Raw genomic sequence first — 15,981 nt, forward strand, 5'->3', positions numbered from 1 at the left:
GCGCCGCGGACAGGCGGCAATCGGAATGCGGCAGCCGGCGATGAAGCCGGCAAATTCATCTAAGTCAGGAGGCGGACGGAAGCGTCCGCGTAACACCATGGCACGGCAAGAAGCCAACGAGCAATTTCAGATCACCTCGTTTCTGGATGGCGCCAACGCTGCCTATATCGAGCAGCTCTACGCCCGTTATGAAGACGATCCCAACTCGGTAGACGACCAGTGGCGGTCTTTCTTCAAGGCGCTGGAAGACGATCCTGCTGATGTGAAGAAGGCGGCCAAGGGCGCTTCCTGGCGCAAGAAGAACTGGCCGCTGCAGGCAAGCGGCGATCTCGTCTCGGCACTGGATGGCGACTGGGGCATCGTCGAAAAGGTCATCGAAACCAAGGTTAAGGCGAAGGCCGAAGCCGCTGGCCAGCCGGCAAATGCCGCCGATGTGCTGCAGGCGACGCGCGATTCCGTCCGCGCCATCATGATGATCCGCGCCTATCGCATGCGCGGCCATCTGCATGCCAAGCTCGATCCGCTCGGCATCGCCGCCCCGGTGGATGATTATCACGAGCTTGCGCCTGAAAATTACGGTTTCACGGCTGCAGACTACGATCGCAAGATCTTTATCGACAACGTGCTCGGTCTCGAATACGCGACCATTCGCGAGATGATCGAGATTCTCGAGCGCACCTATTGCTCGACGCTCGGCGTCGAATTCATGCATATTTCCAATCCGGAAGAAAAGGCATGGATTCAGGAACGTATCGAAGGTCCGGACAAGGGCGTTGCCTTCTCGGCCGAAGGCAAGAAGGCGATCCTCGCCAAGCTCGTCGAAGCCGAAGGCTACGAACAGTTCCTCGACGTCAAGTTCAAGGGCACCAAGCGCTTCGGCCTCGACGGCGGTGAATCGCTCATTCCGGCGCTCGAACAGATCCTGAAGCGCGGCGGTTCTCTCGGCCTCAAGGAAGCCGTATTCGGCATGGCCCATCGCGGCCGCCTGAATGTGCTGTCCCAGGTCATGGGCAAGCCGCACCGCGCCATTTTCCACGAATTCAAAGGCGGTTCCTACGCGCCTGACGAAGTCGAAGGTTCCGGCGACGTGAAGTACCATCTCGGCGCTTCCTCCGACCGCGAATTCGACGGCAATAAAGTGCACGTTTCGCTCACGGCAAACCCGTCGCATCTCGAAATCGTCGACCCTGTCGTCATGGGCAAGGCTCGCGCCAAGCAGGACATGAGCGCTACCGTCTGGGACGGCGACATCATTCCGCTGTCCGAACGCTCCAAGGTTCTGCCGCTTCTCATCCACGGTGACGCAGCTTTCGCCGGCCAGGGCGTCATTGCCGAAATCCTCGGCCTGTCCGGTCTTCGCGGCCATCGCGTCGCCGGCACGATGCACGTCATCATCAACAATCAGATCGGCTTCACGACGAACCCCGCCTTCTCGCGCTCGTCGCCTTATCCGTCCGATGTCGCCAAGATGATCGAAGCGCCGATCCTGCACGTCAACGGCGACGATCCGGAAGCTGTCGTCTATGCGGCCAAGGTTGCGACCGAATTCCGTATGAAGTTCCACAAGCCTGTCGTGCTCGACATGTTCTGCTACCGCCGCTACGGCCACAATGAAGGCGATGAGCCGTCCTTCACGCAGCCGAAGATGTACAAGGTCATCCGTGGCCACAAGACGGTCCTGCAGCTCTATGCAGATCGTCTCGTCCGCGAAGGCCTGCTCACCGACGGCGAAGTCGAAAAGATGAAGGCCGACTGGCGCGCCCATCTCGAGCAGGAGTTCGAAGCCGGTCAGCACTACAAGCCGAACAAGGCCGACTGGCTGGACGGTGAATGGTCCGGTCTGCGCACGGCAGACAATGCCGACGAACAGCGCCGCGGCAAGACCGCCGTGCCGATGAAGACGCTCAAGGATATCGGCCGCAAGCTGTCGGAAATTCCTGAAGGCTTCAATGCGCATCGCACTATCCAGCGCTTCATGGAAAATCGCGCCAACATGATCCAGAGCGGTGAAGGCCTCGACTGGGCGATGGCCGAAGCGCTGGCTTTCGGTGCGCTCGTCGTTGAGGGCCACAAGATCCGCCTATCCGGCCAGGATTGCGAACGCGGCACCTTCTCGCAGCGCCATTCGGTTCTCTACGATCAGGAAACCGAAGAGCGCTACATTCCGCTGGCGAACCTGTCGCCGACGCAGGCCCGTTACGAAGTCATCAACTCGATGCTTTCGGAAGAAGCCGTTCTCGGCTTCGAGTATGGCTACTCGCTGGCCCGCCCGAATGCGCTGACGCTCTGGGAAGCCCAGTTCGGCGACTTCGCAAACGGTGCACAGGTCGTGTTCGACCAGTTCATCTCGTCTGGCGAACGCAAGTGGTTGCGCATGTCAGGTCTCGTCTGCCTGCTGCCGCATGGCTATGAAGGCCAGGGGCCGGAACACTCGTCCGCCCGTCTGGAGCGCTTTCTCCAGCTGTGCGCGGAAGACAACATGCAGGTCGCCAACGTTACGACCCCGGCGAACTACTTCCACATCCTGCGCCGCCAGCTGAAGCGTGACTTCCGCAAGCCGCTGATCCTGATGACGCCGAAGTCGCTGCTGCGCCACAAGCGCGCGGTCTCGACGCTTGCCGAAATGGCCGGCGAATCCTCCTTTCACCGTCTCCTGTGGGACGATGCGGAAGTTATCAAGGATGGTCCCATCAAGCTGCAGAAGGACGCAAAGATCCGTCGGGTCGTCATCTGCACCGGCAAGGTCTATTACGACCTCCTGGAAGAGCGGGAAAAGCGCGGCATCGACGACATCTACCTGCTGCGCATCGAACAGCTCTATCCGTTCCCGGCCAAGGCGCTCATCAACGAGCTGTCCCGCTTCCGCAACGCCGAGATGGTTTGGTGCCAGGAAGAGCCGAAGAACATGGGCGCCTGGTCGTTCATCGACCCGTATCTCGAGTGGGTGCTCGCTCATATTGATGCGAAGTATCAGCGTGTTCGCTACACGGGCCGGCCGGCCGCCGCTTCGCCGGCAACTGGCCTGATGTCCAAGCATCTGTCGCAGCTCGCCGCGTTCCTCGAGGATGCGCTGGGCGGCTAACAAAAAGGGGGAAGCGCGATGGCATATTTCTTCATGAAACTTGTGCCGCCGCGCTCCACGTTCCCGCATGACGGGACCGGGGAGGAGATGGCTGCGATGAAGCGCCATGCCGAATATTGGCACCAGAACGCTCTTGCGGGATCGGCGATTGCCGTCGGCCCCGTCTTCGCGGGCGAAGGGGCATTCGGCATCGCGGTCGTCGAGGTTGCGGACCAGGCGGCAGCGCAGGCGCTTGCCGATGCGGACCCGATCGTCTCTTCCGGCCTCGGTTTCCGTTTCGATGTCTCGCCAATGCCCTCAATCATTCTCCGGCCGCAGGCCGAGACCGCTATCTAACACGATAACAAGCACAATCAGGATTTGAACAATGGCCACAGAAATCCGCGTTCCAACACTCGGTGAATCCGTCAGCGAGGCAACCGTCGGCACCTGGTTCAAGAAGGTCGGCGACGCCGTCAAGGCTGACGAGCCCATTCTCGAGCTTGAAACCGACAAGGTGACCATCGAAGTTCCGGCGCCGGCATCAGGCACGCTCTCAGAAATCGTCGCCCAGGCTGGCGAGACGGTTGGTCTCGGCGCGCTTCTCGGCCAGATCGCAGAAGGTGCGGCAGCCGCCGCTGCGCCCGCTGCCGCCGCCCCGGCGGCCGCACCTGCGGCTCCGGCCCCGACGCCGGCTGCTCCGGCAGCAACTGCCGCTGCTCCCGCCACGTCGGTATCGTCCATGCCGCCGGCTCCGGCCGCGGCAAAGATGCTCGCAGAAAACAATCTGTCTGCCGAGCAGGTCGATGGCAGCGGCAAGCGCGGCCAGGTTCTGAAGGGTGACGTCATCGCCGCCGTCGCCAAGGCTGCGGCGGCTCCGGCCGCCGCTGCTCCGGCAGCACCCGTTGCAGCGCGTGGCCCATCGACGGTCGAAGACGCCGCCCGCGAAGAGCGCGTGAAGATGACGCGCCTGCGCCAGACGATCGCAAAGCGCCTGAAGGATGCACAGAACACGGCTGCGATGCTGACCACCTACAACGAGGTGGACATGAAGGCGGTCATGGACCTGCGCAACAAATACAAGGATGTCTTCGAGAAGAAGCACGGCGTGAAACTCGGCTTCATGGGTTTCTTCACCAAGGCGGTCACGCATGCGCTGAAAGAACTGCCGGCCGTTAACGCCGAGATCGACGGCACCGACATCATCTACAAGAACTACTGCCACGTCGGCATGGCCGTTGGCACCGACAAAGGCCTCGTCGTCCCGGTCATCCGCGACGCCGACCAGATGTCGATTGCCGAAGTCGAGAAGGAACTTGGACGTCTCGCCAAGGCGGCTCGTGACGGTTCGCTTTCGATGGCCGAAATGCAGGGCGGCACCTTCACCATCACCAATGGTGGCGTTTACGGCTCGCTGATGTCCTCGCCGATCCTCAATGCACCGCAGTCGGGCATTCTCGGGATGCACAAGATCCAGGAGCGTCCGGTCGCCATCGGCGGTCAGGTCGTCATCCGCCCGATGATGTATCTGGCGCTCTCCTACGACCACCGCATCGTCGACGGCAAGGAAGCCGTGACCTTCCTCGTGCGCGTCAAGGAAAGCCTGGAAGATCCGGAACGTCTGGTTCTGGACCTCTAAGCGGAGCGATCTGCCATGCGAGACCGGATCATGCGAGCGGCAGGCGCAGTATTCTGCGCCATGGTTGCGTTCATGCCGGTCTCGGCTCTCGCTTTCGACGTGAACAAGGCGAGCAGCAATTTCGACCTCGTGTCGCTCAGCGATGCGGAGCTTTCCGCACGCTCCCTCAAGACGGTCGATATGGGCAATGTCGAGCTCACTTCCGGCCATATCGTCGCCGCTGATCCGCTGGCGCAGCCGGACCGGCCGGCCTTCGCAAGAACGGTTCCTGCAGGCGACTATCCGGTGCGACTCTATGAGGCTTTCGGGCGTGTTGCCGCCGCCAGCATGCGTTTCGGCGAAGGCAAGCCCGATCATTGGGAGCTTGCGACCGTTCCCGGTCAGGATATCGCGACGCTCAAGGATGACGAGATCTTCGGCTACCCCGTCGATGCAGGCCTCGGCAGCTACATGGATGCCGATACGCTCGACCTGATCGGGGAGCGCGAGCAACAGGTGCAGGGTCAGAAGCCCGATTCCGACGCGAATTACTATGACGACGTGCTCGCTCCGGAGCTCGATGCCAACAAGGGTGTCTATGCCCTGCACCGGCCAATGGCCGGCAAGAAGGGCAATGTCGCAATCTTCTGGAGCGGCTCGGGCGACGGCTTCTATCCCGTGTTTTGGGGCATGGACAAGGATGAGCATCCACTGGTGCTGCTGACGGATTTCCAGGTCATCAAAAACGCCGACGGGCGCAGAAAGCCGAGCCTCTAATGGGTGGAGAGCAAATGGCTACAAAACGGAAGGGTCTGGCAGCGATCGTTATCGCCGCACTGTCCTGGACGCCGGCTTCCGCCATCGCTGTCGAGTGCAAGCAGGCCAGCGCGATCTATGGAGATCGTGACGGTGCCTATGAACTGCGCTTCTCGCCGATTACCTCCGAGGCCATGACCTCGACCCATCAATTCAAGCTCAGCGCGTTGAAGAGCCCTGTCGTCATGAATGGCTATGTGATGCCATCCGACGATCCGGAGCGGACCATGGGCATGGTGATGTTCAACTGCCCGGATGGCGATGTCACCGGCGCCGATCTCGATGCCTGCATGGTCTGGCAGGGCTTCGTTTATCGCGCAAGCGCCAGTGGCGGGCTCGATAATTTGCAGTCCGGTGACAGTCCGGCGGCGGAGAGGATCGTCTTTCCCGGCCTCGGCCCGGCAATCCGCCAGTCTTCGGCTTGGGGTGACGGCAAGGCAAAGGTCGCGCCGTGGGATGTCCTCGATTTCAAAGGATGCGCACAATGACTGATGGTCCCGTTCTGCTCGTGACCGGCGGCAGCCGCGGCATTGGTGCTGCAGCTTGCCTGGTTGCCGCCCGCCATGGCTGGCGCGTTGCGGTGAACTACGCCTCGAACGAGGTTGCGGCAAATGCCGTCGTTTCCGAGATCAAGAAGGCCGGCGGCGATGCGATCGCCATCAAGGGTGATGTCGGCAATGCCGCCGATATCGTCTCAATGTTCGAGGCGGTCGATAGATATTTCGGGCGGCTGGACGGGCTGGTGAACAATGCCGGTATCGTCGATCACACCGCGCGTGTTGATGAAATGTCCGTCGATCGTCTCGAACGGATGATGCGGATCAATGTGACCGGTTCCATTCTCTGCGCCGGTGAGGCAGTGCGGCGCATGTCAACCGAGCGTGGCGGGCAGGGCGGTGCGATCGTCAACATCTCCTCCATGGCCGCAGTGCTCGGCGGATCTGCGCAATATGTCGACTATGCCGCCTCCAAGGGAGCAATCGATGCTTTTACGGTCGGGCTTTCCAAAGAAGTCGCGGCTGAAGGCGTCAGAGTGAATGCGATCCGCCCCGGCATCATCGAAACGGATATTCATGCCTCCGGCGGACAACCGGACAGGCCAAAAGAAATGGCTTCATCGATCCCGATGAAGCGAGCCGGACAAGCGGAAGAAGTAGCCGATGCGATCGTCTATCTGCTCTCGCCTTCGGCATCCTACATAACAGGCGCGATCCTCAATGTGAGCGGCGGGCGCTAGTCAATAACGTAAAGGGAAAAGCAATGTCCTATGATGTGATTGTTATCGGAACCGGCCCCGGCGGCTATGTCGCGGCAATCAAGGCCGCCCAACTCGGCCTCAAGGTCGCTGTCGTCGAGAAGCGCGCCACCTATGGCGGCACCTGCCTGAATGTCGGCTGCATCCCCTCCAAGGCGCTGCTGCACGCTTCCGAAATGTTCCATGCAACGCATCACATGGATGAACTCGGCATCGAGGTCGCTGCTCCGAAGCTCAATCTGGAAAAGATGCTGGCGCATAAGGATGCGACGGTAAAGTCCAATGTTGACGGCGTGGCCTTCCTGTTCAAGAAGAACAAGATTGAAGCCTTCCATGGCACTGGCAAGATCGTTTCTGCCGGCAAGGTTTCCGTGACTGCCGAAGACGGCACGGTGCAGGAAATCGAAGGCAAGAACATCGTCATCGCCACGGGTTCCGACGTTGCCGGCATTCCGGGCGTCAAGGTCGATATCGATGAGAAGATTATCCTGTCCTCTACAGGCGCCATTGCACTGGAAAAGGTGCCGGAAACGATGATCGTCGTCGGCGGCGGCGTCATCGGCCTCGAGCTTGGTTCGGTCTGGTCGCGCCTCGGTGCGAAGGTCACCGTCATCGAATTTCTCGACAAGATCCTCGGTGCGATGGATGCCGATGTTTCCAAGCAGTTCCAGCGCATGCTCGGCAAGCAGGGCATCGATATCAAGCTGAGCTCCAAGGTGACCGGCGTCGAGAAGGGTGACAAGGGCGCCAAGGTGGCGTTTGAGCCTGTCGCCGGCGGTGCAGCCCAGACGCTTGAAGCCGATGTCGTCCTGATCTCCACGGGCCGCATTCCCTACACGGCTGGTCTTGGTCTCGAAGAAGCGGGCGTCAAGCTCGACAATCGCGGCCGCGTCGAAATCGACGGTCACTTCAAGACCAATGTCGAGGGCATCTATGCGATCGGCGACGTCGTGCAGGGCCCGATGCTGGCGCACAAGGCCGAAGACGAGGGTGTCGCGCTCGCCGAAATCCTCGCGGGCCAGCACGGGCATGTGAACTACGACGTCATCCCGAGCGTCGTCTACACGCAGCCGGAAGTCGCCTCCGTTGGCAAGACCGAGGAAGAGTTGAAGGCTGCCGGTGTCGCTTACAAGGTCGGCAAGTTCCCATTCACGGCAAACGGCCGCGCCCGCGCGATGCTGGCGACCGAAGGTTTCGTGAAGATTCTGTCCGACAAGGAAACCGACCGCGTGCTCGGCGGCCATATCGTCGGCTTCGGCGCCGGCGAGATGATCCACGAGATTACCGTGCTGATGGAATTCGGCGGTTCGGCAGAGGATCTCGGCCGCACCTGCCATGCGCATCCGACCATGTCGGAAGCCGTGAAGGAAGCAGCGCTCGCCGCCTTCTTCAAGCCGATCCATATGTAAGATTAAATATCAGCAATTATTCATAATGCCGCTTGCCTTCGGGCAGGCGGCTTTTTTATTTAACAGGCAAGCTTCGCTAACTATTTGACGAAAGCCAAGAAAATGAATGTCCGCGTCGTTGTCGGCTACAGCCTTTCCCAACGGTTCCTTCACTGGGCGACCGTGCTCCTGGTCCTTTTCAATCTTCTTTTGCCTGATGGCATGAATGCCTGGCAGCGGCTTGTCCGCCATGGCGGCACGCCATCGCCGGAACAGATCGCTTCGGCCAATATCCACGCCTATGTCGGTATCGCAATCCTGCTTATGACGGTCCTGAGGCTCGGCCTGCGCTTCGTGCAGGGCGTTCCGCTCAAAGCCTCAGACGAACCGGCAATCTTTCGGTTCGCTGCACGGCTGGCGCATGCGAGCCTCTATCTGCTGCTGCTCGCCCTGCCGGCGTCAGGCATTGCGGTCTATTATTTTGGTGCGCAAGCATTGGGCTCGCTGCATGCCGACGTCCTGAAGCTCATCCTCTGGATCGTCATTGTCGCGCATGTCTTTGGTGCGTTGGTCCACCAGTTCTATTGGAAGACCGATGTGTTGCGGCGGATGACTGTCGGTTAAGCGATAAGGCGGTCAGTTAACGGCCGTGACCGTAAAGCCCTGCTGGCGCAGCAGTTCGATGACGCCTTCCTTGCCCGGCAGGTGCAGGGCTCCGACGGCCATGAAGACGTTGCCGCTGGCGAGGAGGGGGGCGGCGCGCTCAGCCATCACCTTGTTGCGGTCGAGGATGATGCGCTGTTCGAAGGCGGCGTAGTCGCTGTCCTCGTCGCTGCCTTCGGACGTGACGGTCTTCAGCATCGGCATGGTCATGCCGATATCGCCGGAGAGATAGATATCGGTCATGGTCTCGACCACGTCATTCATCTTGGCTCCGAGTTCCAAGGTCTCGATCAGCGACTTCAGATGAAATTCGATCGGCAGCTCGGCCATGGCCTGCAGCTGTTCAGCCAGGGTTTCCAGCCCCTTGACCTGCTTGCCTTCGGAGGCTGCATCGGTAGCGATCTTCTGGTCGAGGAACTGCGCGCCCCTGGCCTTGCGGGCGATCTCGCAGGCGGGAAGTGCCACGGCGCTCGCGATCATCCAGGGGCGCATGCGGGAAACGGCCGAGAGCGGGATGCCGCGCTGCTTCAGTCCGGTTTCGAGGCGGGTATAGTCCTCAGGCGAAAGAAGCTTTTCGATAGTCGTGCCGTCCGTGAACATCATCAGGTCCGGTCGCATCAGAAGCGACGCAGTGGCCTTCTTCTCATCGAGGATCTCGTCTGATTCTATGATGATCGTGTCGGCACCGTCACGGGCTTCCTGCGCGCGGGGCGGGAGGTTCAAGACGCGCGGATCGGTGACGTGCATGGTGCCGAGCAGCCAGGAGGTTTTGAAGCCCGGTTTTTCTATCTTCCAGAAGATGCCTTTGCCGTTCGGTGTGGCATCTGCCTCTTTCACCGCTTCGGCATATCGGTCCGGTTCGTTCTGCTGCAGCTCCGTGACCAGGTTCTTTCCGGTGCAACTGTCCTCGGCGGCATTGGCCGGCGTGACGGAAAAGACGACAGCGAGCAATGCGACGGCAAGCAGCATGTGAAAGCTGGCGATCAGCCAGAGCAGGACATTGCCCGGCTGCGCGATACGCAAAGTGCGGTGGCCGATAGAGATCGTCATGATGGTAATCCGGTCACATGTGCTTCAAGCCTCATGCTCTACGCCGGGCTTGCGCATATTCCTTTAAGAGACAGTGTTAACGAAGGCTTACGCGCGCGGATGCGCCTTATCATACACTTCCAGAAGCCTTGATGCATCGACGCCGGTGTAGACCTGCGTGGTGGAAAGGCTGGCATGGCCGAGCAACTCCTGAATGGTGCGCAGGTCGCCGCCGCCGGCCAGCAGATGCGTGGCGAAGGAATGGCGCAGTGCATGCGGCGTCGCCGTTTCCGGCAGGCCGAAGGCACTGCGCAATTTCTGCATGGCGCGCTGAATAATGGCAGGCTGCAACTTGCCGCCGCGGGCGCCGCGAAAGAGCGGCTCGCCTTCGTCAAGATGAAAGGGGCAGAGTGCTCGGTATTTCTCGACGGCTTCGAAAACAATGGGCAACAACGGCACGAGGCGCGTCTTGTTGCCTTTGCCGGTGATGCGCAGCGTGGTGGTATCGCCCCTGATGTCAGGAGGCGTCAGGTCGAGTGCTTCGGAAATGCGCAGGCCGCAACCATAAAGAAGCGTCATGACGGCGGCATCGCGCGCGGCAATCCACGGCTCGTCATGGAGCTGGGCTTCGTTGCTGACTACGGTGATGGCCTGTCTGTCCGACAAAGGCTTTGGAAGAGATTTCGGTTGTTTCGGAGATCGCACGGCGCCGGCACCTGCCGCATTCACGAGGCCCTTCTTTTCAAGGTAACGCAGAAGGGAGCGAATGCCGGCGAGATTGCGGGCTACCGAGCGAGCGCCGGAGCCCTCCTTGCGCCGAGCCGCCAGAAAGGCGCGGAAGTCCGCCGGCCGCAGCGTTTCGATATCGCGCAACGTCGTCGGGCCGCCGAGATGACCGGTCATGAAGGTCAGGAACTGACGCGTGTCGCGCTCATAGGCATCGAGCGTATGTCCGGAAAGGCGGCGTTCCCGGGCGAGGTTTTCGAGCCAGGCGCTGCGTTCCGCCATCAGGTGCGGATCGGCGATGATCAGGAGTTCATTCACGTTCATGGCTCTTGAATTTGATTTCCGTGACGCCAATTCTGAAACAGTGGCGTTATGGAATTGCTAATGCTTGCCAAGCCCTTGTCATGTATCGATCATAATTCACTGAGATAGCTTATAGCTTCCGTAAGACAGGAATTTTCATGGCACGGCGCGATTCCATGACGGCCTTTGGACAGCTCGCGGAAGCGATTGCCCTGGTTTCACACGGAAAGCCCGGCCATATCGTCGATACTCTGATTGCCGAGCGCGGACAGAAGATCGTCCGCCATCCTCTGTGGCCGCTCATGCGACCGTTTCTCTATACGCTGTTGCGCTACAATAAGGCGATCGAATTCGCCAATGATGTCACCAACATGCCGGGCTTCCAGTCGTTCGAATATATGAGCAACCTGCTGAAGCTGGACATCAACGTCACCAATGCCGAGCGCATTCCGGCATCCGGCGGTTTCATTCTCGTCAGCAATCATCCGACCGGCATTGCCGATGGCGTGGCAGTGTTCGATCTTCTGAAGACGCGCCGGCCGGACATGATGTTCTTCGCCAACCGCGATGCGGTACGCGTCAATCCGCGCTTTGCAGAAATGATCATCCCGGTCGAATGGCGCGAGGAATTCAAGAGCAAAATCAAGGCGCGCGAGACGCTGCAGCTCACCAACCATGCGGTGAAGGAGGGCAAGGCGACCGTGCTCTTCCCTTCGGGCCGCATCGCCTATTGGGCGAACGGGCGATTGAACGAGCGGCCATGGAAAACCTCCGCCGTCGGCCTTGCCCGCAAATACGGTCTGCCGATCCTCCCTGTTCACATGACGGCGCGCAACTCCGGGCTCTTCTACTGGTTTGCCAAATGGTCGACCGAACTGCGCGACATGACGGTTTTCCATGAACTCCTGAACAAGAAGGGTGATCGTTTCGATTTCGTCATCGGCAATCTCATTCCCGCAGAAGAGCTCGACGGCGATCTGAACGAGGTGACGAAGGCGCTGGAAAGGCACACGGTCCATGATATGGCTGTTGATGGCGACTCACGCTTCGTGCCTGTGTCTCGGCAACTGTTGCCGGAGCCCATTGCGGCCCATTCTTTTTAGCGTTGCTTTGCGCTAAAGCGGAAGCATGCGTCTTCGCTCCATGTTTGCCAAGAATTATCGGTCACTGCGCTCGATCCGCATGGATCTGGCTGACACGACGTTATTTCTCGGCGAGAACGGCGCCGGCAAGTCCAATCTCTATCGTGCGCTGCAGCTTGTGCAGGCGGCGGTTCGCGGCCGGCTGGCCTATGAGCTTGCCTCTGAGGGTGGAATGCTCTCGGCCCTCTGGGCGGGGACACGTCGTAAATCCGACGGTCCTGCCCGCATTCGTCTGGAGGTAGAGATTGTCGACGAAGAGCGGGCAATCACATTTCGATATTATGTCGAGGCTGGGCTGCGTCCGCCGATAGATGCGGCAGGTTTTGCGCTGGAGCCGCAGATCAAGGCCGAGGAACTTTCCGTCGAAGCCGGTCGGCGCGCCGTGACGATGATGAAGCGCGCCGGTCCCGGCATTTCCGTTCGCGATGCGGCAGGGCGGATGCAGGACTATCCTGACGAGGCACTGACATCGGAGACTGCAATCGCTCTGCTCGGCGATGCCGGTCATTTTCCCGAGATAGCCGCCTTCCGCCGTATCGTCAGCAACTGGCGCTTCTTCCACGGCTTTCGCACGGACAGGGCTTCGCCGCTTCGCCATCCCTGCCTTGCCGTCACCAGCCCTATGCTGGACGAGGATGGTGCCAATCTCGCGGCCGTCTTTGCGACGCTCGCCCATACGCGGCAGGATACAGTCGAGCTCGATCGGATCCTGGCATCGGCGCTGGGCGGCGCACGGCTGGTCGTGCCGGAACCGGGCGAGACAGCAGAATTTGGCTTAATGCTGCCGGACTTCCCGCACCGCGTCTTCCATCCGCGTGAACTGTCTGACGGGCAGATTCGCTTCCTCGGTCTTGCCGCCGCATTGCTCTCCTACAGGCTGCCGCCGCTCATCGCCCTGAATGAGCCGGAGGCGAGCCTGCATCCCGACATGCTGGTGCCGCTCGCCGACATGATCGCTGAAGCGTCTAAGGGCAGCCAGGTCTGGATCGTTACCCATTCGGTGCAACTGGCCGAAGCGGTGCGCGAACGTTGCGGCATTCGTCCGCGAAAGGTTATCCGAGAAAACGGCGCCACGTGGATCGAAGGCATGCGGCTGACGGGAACGATCGCGGGTGAAGACGATGACGACGATTAAGCGTCATTTTCGGCGGGTTTCATTTTTCAGCTGTTGCGGGCATGGTCTGCCGCGATGAGCACAGATTCGTCCGATCTTTTTGGTGCGCTTTTCGAAGTCCCGCCGGTGAACCGCACGGTTCCGGTCCTGGTACCGATGCCGGCGCCAAAACCCTATTCCTACTCGGTGCCTGAAGGCATGGCGGTGGAGCCCGGCTCGGTCGTACAGGTGCCGCTCGGCCCTCGCCAGGTAATCGGCGTCGTCTGGGATAGTGGCGAGGATGGCGTCGATCCCAAGAAGCTCCGGCCCATAACCCATGTCTTCGATTGCCCGCCGCTCAACAAGGAAATGCGGGATTTTATCGACTGGGTCGCCGCCTATACGCTTTCTCCGCCGGGATTGGTGGCGCGCATGGCGCTGAGGGCGCCGAATGCCTTCGAGCCGGAGCCGATGGTGGAAGGATTGCGCTTCATCGGCGGTGAGCCCGAGCGGATGACGCCGGCGCGCGCCCGCGTGCTCGATACCGCCGCGGACGGGCTGTCCTGGACACGGACCGGCCTTGCGCATGCAGCGGGTGTTTCCACCAGCGTCGTCGACGGTCTGATCGCACAGGGTATCTTCGAAACGATCTTCCTGCCGCCGCCACCTGTCGTCGCCAGGCCCGATCCGGACTTCATCGGTTCCCGCCTCGAGGGTCCGCAGAAGGAAGCTGCCGAAGAAATTCTGGATGAGGTGCGCAAAGGCGAATTCGCGGTCTCGCTGATCGACGGCGTGACCGGTTCCGGCAAGACCGAAGTCTATTTCGAAGCGATTGCTGAGACTTTGAGGCGCGGCAAACAGGTGCTGATCCTGCTGCCGGAGATCGCGCTCACTGCAAGTTTTCTCGAACGCTTCCAGGACCGGTTCGGCGCGAAGCCTGCCGAGTGGCATTCCGACCTTGCCCCGCGCATGCGCGAAAAGGTCTGGCGGCAGGCGGTGACGGGTGAGGTGCGGGTCGTGGCCGGCGCGCGTTCGGCGCTGTTCCTGCCTTTCGAAGATCTCGGCCTCATCATCGTCGATGAAGAGCACGATCCTGCCTATAAGCAGGAAGACCGGGTCTACTACAACGCGCGTGACATGGCGGTCGTACGGGCGCGGATCGGCGATTTTCCCATCGTTCTCGTTTCGGCGACGCCTTCGGTCGAAAGCCAGGTCAACGGCCAGAGCGGACGCTACAGCACGATCCATCTGCCGACACGGTTCGGCGATGCGGCATTGCCGGACCTGCATCTTGTCGACATGCGGCGCCATGCGCCGGAGCGCGGTGGTTTTCTGTCGCCGGTCCTGATCCGGGCGATCGGCAGGACGGTGGAAAAGGGCGAGCAGGCGCTGCTCTTCCTCAATCGCCGCGGCTACGCGCCGCTGACGCTATGCCGTGTGTGCGGCCATCGTTTCCAGTGCCCGCAATGTTCAAGCTGGCTGGTGGAGCATCGCTTTCGCCGGCAGCTGCAATGCCATCAGTGTGGTCATTCCGAGCCTACGCTGGAGGCCTGTCCGGAATGCGGGACGCTCGACCATCTCGTGGCCTGCGGGCCGGGCGTGGAACGTATTGCCGAAGAGGTGGAACGGCATTTTCCGGATGCGCGCACCATCGTACTCTCCTCCGACATCATGGGTGGGGTGAAGCGGCTACGGCTGGAGCTTGATGCCATCGCCAAGGGCGAGGCGGATATCGTCATCGGTACGCAGCTTGTCGCCAAGGGGCACAATTTTCCGCTGATGACACTGGTCGGCATCGTTGATTCCGATTTGGGGCTCGCAAATGGCGACCCTCGCGCCGCGGAGCGAACCTTCCAGCTTCTCTCGCAAGTGACTGGCCGCGCCGGCCGAACCGGCCTCAAAAGCCATGGTCTGCTGCAAACGTATCAGCCGCAGCATCCGGTCATGCAGGCCATCGTCTCCGGGGATGCGCGGGCCTTTTACGAGCGCGAAATCAGCGAGCGGGAGCGAGCGATCCTGCCGCCCTTCGGCAGGCTTGCCTCCATCATCGTTTCGGCCGACACGCGGCACGACGCGGAAAACCATGCTCGGGGCATGCGTAACGCCGCACCGCAGGTTTCGGGTATTTCCGTTCTCGGCCCGGCGGAAGCGCCGTTGGCATTGGTGCGCGGCCGCCATCGCTTCCGCCTGCTGGTGCATGGACGCCGGAATTCCGACATGCAGGCCTATCTGCGCGCGATGCTGTCGCAGGCGCCGAAGGAGCGAGGCTCGATCCAGGTTCAGCTCGACATCGATCCGCAGAGCTTCCTGTAGATCGTTACAGTCTCAGCGTTTCCGGATGCCGCCGATCATGGCATAAACGCCGAATCAACTGGCGATTTGGGGCGAGGCATGGAATTCTACTTCCCGACGGAATTTGGCGAGCAGCTTGCCTTTGGCGCAGCGGCCTTCACCGCGTTTGCCGGCTTCGTCATCATGTTTGCGCCCGGTCTTGCCATGCAGGCCTTCGGTCTGGCGCCACGGGGCGAACGGCGTGAAGGCTTCAGCGAAGTCCGGTCGATGGGCGGCTTCTATCTCGGTCTCGGCGTCGCCGCGATCATGCTGGCGCAGGATTGGACCTATCTGGCGCTCGGAGCGGCCTTCGCGATGGCAGCGTTCGCACGGATCATTTCAATCTTGTCAGATAGGGGGAGCACGCTCCTCAATTATTTACTTCTGGTTGTGCAGGTGGCGATAGCCGCATTGCCGTTGCTACACGTATTCGGCTTCCTGCAGGGCTGATCCAAAGCAGAAATTCAAGCGTTTCGCGGGCCGCTTTCCGGCGTTTGCGTAATTTTGCAGACAGAAAATCATGCGAAACACGTATTCGGACGTTACGCGTGTTGCG

The 15,981-nt window shown here is 60.8% G+C and carries 14 protein-coding genes; 12 read left to right on the plus strand and 2 right to left on the minus strand.

Going from position 1 to position 15,981, the window contains the following annotated elements:
- The first annotated feature begins 97 nt into the window (after window positions 1-97).
- From FHT78_RS26180 to FHT78_RS26215, 8 genes are all read left to right on the plus strand, one after another.
- Window positions 98-3,082 (plus strand): 2-oxoglutarate dehydrogenase E1 component, encoded by a 2,985-nt coding sequence (locus FHT78_RS26180; RefSeq protein ID WP_183749477.1) that lies wholly within the window; start codon window positions 98-100, stop codon window positions 3,080-3,082.
- An 18-nt stretch (window positions 3,083-3,100) separates the two neighbouring features.
- On the plus strand, window positions 3,101-3,418 hold the full coding sequence (locus FHT78_RS26185; protein ID WP_183749478.1) for a YciI family protein: 318 nt from the start codon (window positions 3,101-3,103) through the stop codon (window positions 3,416-3,418).
- Window positions 3,419-3,449: 31 nt separating this feature from the next.
- Entirely contained in the window at window positions 3,450-4,700 is a 1,251-nt protein-coding gene (gene odhB / locus FHT78_RS26190) for a 2-oxoglutarate dehydrogenase complex dihydrolipoyllysine-residue succinyltransferase (RefSeq protein WP_183749479.1), read from the plus strand.
- 15 nt (window positions 4,701-4,715) lie between these two features.
- Window positions 4,716-5,456: a DUF4241 domain-containing protein gene (locus tag FHT78_RS26195; protein WP_183749480.1), complete on the plus strand. Its 741-nt coding sequence runs from the start codon at window positions 4,716-4,718 to the stop codon at window positions 5,454-5,456.
- A 14-nt stretch (window positions 5,457-5,470) separates the two neighbouring features.
- Window positions 5,471-5,983, plus strand: coding sequence for a hypothetical protein (locus FHT78_RS26200; protein WP_246715426.1), 513 nt, complete (start codon window positions 5,471-5,473; stop codon window positions 5,981-5,983).
- Complete coding sequence (locus FHT78_RS26205; RefSeq protein WP_183749482.1) at window positions 5,980-6,732, plus strand: SDR family oxidoreductase; 753 nt, start codon at window positions 5,980-5,982, stop codon at window positions 6,730-6,732. The genes FHT78_RS26200 and FHT78_RS26205 overlap by 4 nt, the downstream gene beginning before the upstream one ends.
- A gap of 23 nt (window positions 6,733-6,755) precedes the next feature.
- Window positions 6,756-8,159: a dihydrolipoyl dehydrogenase gene (gene lpdA, locus FHT78_RS26210; RefSeq protein ID WP_183749483.1), complete on the plus strand. Its 1,404-nt coding sequence runs from the start codon at window positions 6,756-6,758 to the stop codon at window positions 8,157-8,159.
- A 102-nt stretch (window positions 8,160-8,261) separates the two neighbouring features.
- Window positions 8,262-8,762: a cytochrome b/b6 domain-containing protein gene (locus tag FHT78_RS26215; RefSeq protein WP_183749484.1), complete on the plus strand. Its 501-nt coding sequence runs from the start codon at window positions 8,262-8,264 to the stop codon at window positions 8,760-8,762.
- A gap of 12 nt (window positions 8,763-8,774) precedes the next feature.
- Here FHT78_RS26215 and FHT78_RS26220 read toward each other — a convergent pair whose 3' ends face one another.
- Together FHT78_RS26220 and FHT78_RS26225 are read right to left on the minus strand one after the other, a co-directional pair.
- A complete protein-coding gene (locus FHT78_RS26220) occupies window positions 8,775-9,851 on the minus strand; it encodes a TraB/GumN family protein (RefSeq protein ID WP_183749485.1) in 1,077 nt (358 codons plus the stop codon).
- An 87-nt stretch (window positions 9,852-9,938) separates the two neighbouring features.
- On the minus strand, window positions 9,939-10,874 hold the full coding sequence (locus FHT78_RS26225) for a tyrosine recombinase XerC (RefSeq protein ID WP_183749486.1): 936 nt from the start codon (window positions 10,872-10,874) through the stop codon (window positions 9,939-9,941).
- A 143-nt stretch (window positions 10,875-11,017) separates the two neighbouring features.
- Here FHT78_RS26225 and FHT78_RS26230 point away from each other — a divergent pair, with 143 nt between their 5' ends.
- From FHT78_RS26230 to FHT78_RS26245, 4 genes are all read left to right on the plus strand, one after another.
- Entirely contained in the window at window positions 11,018-11,962 is a 945-nt protein-coding gene (locus tag FHT78_RS26230) for a GNAT family N-acetyltransferase (protein WP_183749487.1), read from the plus strand.
- 25 nt (window positions 11,963-11,987) lie between these two features.
- On the plus strand, window positions 11,988-13,136 hold the full coding sequence (locus FHT78_RS26235) for an AAA family ATPase (RefSeq protein WP_183749488.1): 1,149 nt from the start codon (window positions 11,988-11,990) through the stop codon (window positions 13,134-13,136).
- A gap of 54 nt (window positions 13,137-13,190) precedes the next feature.
- Window positions 13,191-15,407 (plus strand): primosomal protein N', encoded by a 2,217-nt coding sequence (locus tag FHT78_RS26240; RefSeq protein WP_183749489.1) that lies wholly within the window; start codon window positions 13,191-13,193, stop codon window positions 15,405-15,407.
- Between the two features lie 78 nt (window positions 15,408-15,485).
- Entirely contained in the window at window positions 15,486-15,875 is a 390-nt protein-coding gene (locus tag FHT78_RS26245; RefSeq protein WP_183749490.1) for a DUF4345 domain-containing protein, read from the plus strand.
- Window positions 15,876-15,981: the final 106 nt, after the last annotated feature.

It is taken from the genome of Rhizobium sp. BK196 (assembly GCF_014193255.1).
In the GTDB taxonomy this organism is placed as follows: domain Bacteria; phylum Pseudomonadota; class Alphaproteobacteria; order Rhizobiales; family Rhizobiaceae; genus Rhizobium.

Excerpts from the sequence above, each read along its gene's own strand:
- FHT78_RS26180 (WP_183749477.1), top strand. The coding sequence starts at position 98 with ATGGCACGGCAAGAAGCCAACGAGCAATTTCAGATCACCTCGTTTCTG.
- FHT78_RS26185 (WP_183749478.1), top strand. The coding sequence starts at position 3,101 with ATGGCATATTTCTTCATGAAACTTGTGCCGCCGCGCTCCACGTTCCCG.
- odhB (WP_183749479.1), top strand. The coding sequence starts at position 3,450 with ATGGCCACAGAAATCCGCGTTCCAACACTCGGTGAATCCGTCAGCGAG.
- FHT78_RS26195 (WP_183749480.1), top strand. The coding sequence starts at position 4,716 with ATGCGAGACCGGATCATGCGAGCGGCAGGCGCAGTATTCTGCGCCATG.
- FHT78_RS26200 (WP_246715426.1), top strand. The coding sequence starts at position 5,471 with ATGGCTACAAAACGGAAGGGTCTGGCAGCGATCGTTATCGCCGCACTG.
- FHT78_RS26205 (WP_183749482.1), top strand. The coding sequence starts at position 5,980 with ATGACTGATGGTCCCGTTCTGCTCGTGACCGGCGGCAGCCGCGGCATT.
- lpdA (WP_183749483.1), top strand. The coding sequence starts at position 6,756 with ATGTCCTATGATGTGATTGTTATCGGAACCGGCCCCGGCGGCTATGTC.
- FHT78_RS26215 (WP_183749484.1), top strand. The coding sequence starts at position 8,262 with ATGAATGTCCGCGTCGTTGTCGGCTACAGCCTTTCCCAACGGTTCCTT.
- FHT78_RS26220 (WP_183749485.1), bottom strand. The coding sequence starts at position 9,851 with ATGACGATCTCTATCGGCCACCGCACTTTGCGTATCGCGCAGCCGGGC.
- FHT78_RS26230 (WP_183749487.1), top strand. The coding sequence starts at position 11,018 with ATGGCACGGCGCGATTCCATGACGGCCTTTGGACAGCTCGCGGAAGCG.
- FHT78_RS26235 (WP_183749488.1), top strand. The coding sequence starts at position 11,988 with ATGCGTCTTCGCTCCATGTTTGCCAAGAATTATCGGTCACTGCGCTCG.
- FHT78_RS26240 (WP_183749489.1), top strand. The coding sequence starts at position 13,191 with ATGAGCACAGATTCGTCCGATCTTTTTGGTGCGCTTTTCGAAGTCCCG.
- FHT78_RS26245 (WP_183749490.1), top strand. The coding sequence starts at position 15,486 with ATGGAATTCTACTTCCCGACGGAATTTGGCGAGCAGCTTGCCTTTGGC.